We start from the raw sequence: 2,797 nt of genomic DNA, 5'->3' as shown, positions 1-2,797 counted from the left end.
CCATGATCACCACCCGGCCACCCTTGGCGGGATCACCCGCGACCACTTGCAGCTCGCTGGTGGGCATCATCCAGTCTGTCTGGGAGATCGGGAAGCGGTCGCGCATCGAGCCCCAGTAGCCGTGTTCTTCGATTTCACCACTGGTCGTATCCATTACCGCGCCGACGCCGGGCAGGTTGTCCTGGAAGGCGTACAGGGTCTCAAACTGCTCGGCGCGCGGGGCGCTGATTTCACGGAAATAGCCAAGGCCATCACTCAGCCGATCCGACGAAGCCCACCAGTCATTCACCTCCGGTGAACGCAACCAGCGACAGTGGGCCGCCGGGTCTTTCCAATACCCGACGACAATCAGATTGTCGAAGCCGCTGTTGTCGGTGTGGTGGGTCAAGTCGTGGTTCTGCGGGCCATTGGCCAGGCTGAAACTGCCGACGATATGACGCATCGCCTGCAACGCGGCCTCGCGCTGTGCATCGCCTTGATACTGCACGCCGAAGTACCCCATCACTACTTGTTGCAGTTGCTCGTCAGCGCGTGCCACCCACATCGGAAACGGCGGCTGATACTCATCGGGCACGCGGCGGGACAGGGTGCGTGGGCATTTGAGATGTTTGTCGATTGCAGATTCCATCTTGAGCTCCTCGTTTTTTTTTCAGGCAAGCGGTTTGGATTCACGCTTCGGCGGCGGGGTGCGCTTGGCGACCTGCCGTCGATGCAGCAGCTTCATGGCTCCCCATTCAATCAACCAGTAAGCCGACTCCTCAGGCACGAGATCGCGCATGTGCRGAAGCCAGGATGAGTCAGGCAATTGTTTTGAATATTGTCGGTCCATGGGAGGCCTCATCAGCAGGAGGATGAGCTGCTGTGAGGTGAAAATTAGGCTGGACGGCGATAGGCCGCTTTGTTCGTCAGGACAACCGTTTGGTTGTAAAAGACAACGCCGACACACGCGGCGCGGCCATGATCGGCATTGGTGCACCCACGCCGAATACGTCAGGCACTCTGCCTCTAAGTGGGGATTTTGAGGTGTTCTCGCGTCACGTTGGCCGGGCGAAAACCTCGATGGCAGTCACTTCGCAGAGCCCTTCAGGATCGGCATGAATGCGCTTGGCCTGTTAATTGCTGCGATAAAGCCGTTAGAACTTCTCGCGCTCTTACTGCAAGGTTGTACTGAGGTCCGTGGCATGAACCCAAGCACTCAATATTCGACCCTCGCTGTCGCGGCCCCGCGCCGCTTTGATTATTGGAAGGAAGTGGTCTGCCGCCATTGCCTGGCGGCCGATAGCAAACCTTTGTCCCAGAGCAGTTTTGATGGCTCGCTTGCAGTCAATACCGTGGGTGATCTGGACATTTGTTCGCTGTCTGCACCCCTGCATTACTGGGAACGCTCCGAGCAGCATCTGCGCAGTGGTCCTTCCGAAGATTTATGGTTGGGGTTCTCTCGAAATGGCCACGGCCAGATTGAACAAGGCGGCAGAAAAGCCAACCTGGCGGCGGGCAATTTGTTTCTTTATGACGCAACTCAGGCGTTTCGATTCAGCTTCGGTGGCACTGAAAACCACCTGGTGCGCATTCCGCGAGCCTTGCTCGTCGAACGCCTGCCACGTATCGCCGATTACACCGCGATGGTTCTCGACGAGCGGCGTCCGGGAGTCATTCCATTGCGTGAAATGTTGCGTCAGGCCGCGAGTGCGCCGGCATCGTTGCAGGATGAGGCCATCTCGAACCGTTACTCCAGCGCTTTGCTCGACCTCCTTGTCATCAGCCTGGAACTCCAGGACTTGAAGATCAGTCACGATGAGCTGGATCTCTACGGCCGCATCATGAAGTACATTCAACGGCACTTGACCGAGCCGGACTTGTCGATTGAAGTCATCGCGCAGGCCCACAATGTGTCCACCCGCACCGTCACCCGAGCCTTCGCCCGCTACCAGAAGACCCCCGTGGCAGAAATTTGGAAAGAGCGCCTGAATGCCAGCCGTGAAGCGATCGAGCGCGGTCAGGTGCGCAGTGTGTCCCAGGCGGCGCTGGACTTTGGGTTTTCTGACTTCTCCCATTTCAGCCATGCGTTTCGCAAAGCATTTGGCGTTGCGCCCAATACCCTGTGGCATCGAAATTGAGTGATGCCCCGAAGGACAGTGCCCTTGCGCTTGAACGCTCTTCTGTGAAAGCGCAGGGCGTTTCCTGCGGGGCGTTCTGTTTGGACCGGGGGACATGGTGGACACATGTTCGGAGACATAGTGGACAGTTAACGAAGCCGTTTACCTGATATTACGGATCGGGCGTTCATCTCAATTTGTGCAACGCGATGCCTACCCAGTAGACATCGTGCTTGCCGTCCTCCAAGGTCCTGCGCAAGCCCACACGCTCACCGGTAAACGCCCGGGCCCAGCTTGAGCTCCTACCCTCACCAGTTGAGCTCCCCGTTGGCTTGCACTGTTCGCACTTCGTCATCATCGCCGTACTCCAGTTCCGCCGGTACTTCCTGATAGCACAGCTCACTTTGCCGGTACCGGGAGGCAGGAACGTTAAAATCCGGAGCTTGGTGTGGACGTTGGTGATTATAGATTTCCCGCCATTGGTCTGTTACGGTCGACGTATATCTAATACTTTCAATCATGTTCAGACCACTTTGCACGTCAACCACGCCCCCCAGAAAAGGCTGCTGAAGAAACGGGTAGCGTCTCCAAATCCGGCGTCATGCAAGAGTTTTTGAACCGCCGCCTCGGAATGTGGAGGATCAGCACCTTGAAGGATTTTCCCAAGCTTGACCTTCACTTCATCCGGGCTGGCTCCATGC

At 57.3% G+C, this 2,797-nt stretch carries 3 protein-coding genes and 1 pseudogene; 1 reads left to right on the top strand and 3 read right to left on the bottom strand.

The window, feature by feature from the left end; all coding sequences use genetic code 11:
• A partial coding sequence (locus tag AC1DLB_RS26915; RefSeq protein WP_477785993.1) for a phenylacetaldoxime dehydratase family protein occupies positions 1-628 on the bottom strand: 628 nt, incomplete at its 3' end.
• A 21-nt stretch (positions 629-649) separates the two neighbouring features.
• A complete protein-coding gene (locus tag AC1DLB_RS26910; protein ID WP_477785992.1) occupies positions 650-778 on the bottom strand; it encodes a hypothetical protein in 129 nt (42 codons plus the stop codon).
• A gap of 403 nt (positions 779-1,181) precedes the next feature.
• Here AC1DLB_RS26910 and AC1DLB_RS26905 point away from each other — a divergent pair, with 403 nt between their 5' ends.
• A complete protein-coding gene (locus tag AC1DLB_RS26905; protein WP_477785994.1) occupies positions 1,182-2,117 on the top strand; it encodes an AraC-like ligand-binding domain-containing protein in 936 nt (311 codons plus the stop codon).
• A 502-nt stretch (positions 2,118-2,619) separates the two neighbouring features.
• On the opposite strand, the pseudogene AC1DLB_RS26900 reads toward AC1DLB_RS26905, so the two are convergent.
• Positions 2,620-2,797 (bottom strand): annotated as a pseudogene (locus AC1DLB_RS26900) (SAM-dependent methyltransferase); the annotation flags it as partial.

This window comes from Pseudomonas sp. 05N434 (assembly GCF_056396965.1).
This window is presented reverse-complemented; position numbering and strand designations above follow the sequence as displayed.

Coding starts and splice junctions, on each gene's coding strand:
- AC1DLB_RS26905 (WP_477785994.1), top strand. CDS start 1,182: ATGAACCCAAGCACTCAATATTCGACCCTCGCTGTCGCGGCCCCGCGC.
- AC1DLB_RS26910 (WP_477785992.1), bottom strand. CDS start 778: ATGCGCGATCTCGTGCCTGAGGAGTCGGCTTACTGGTTGATTGAATGG.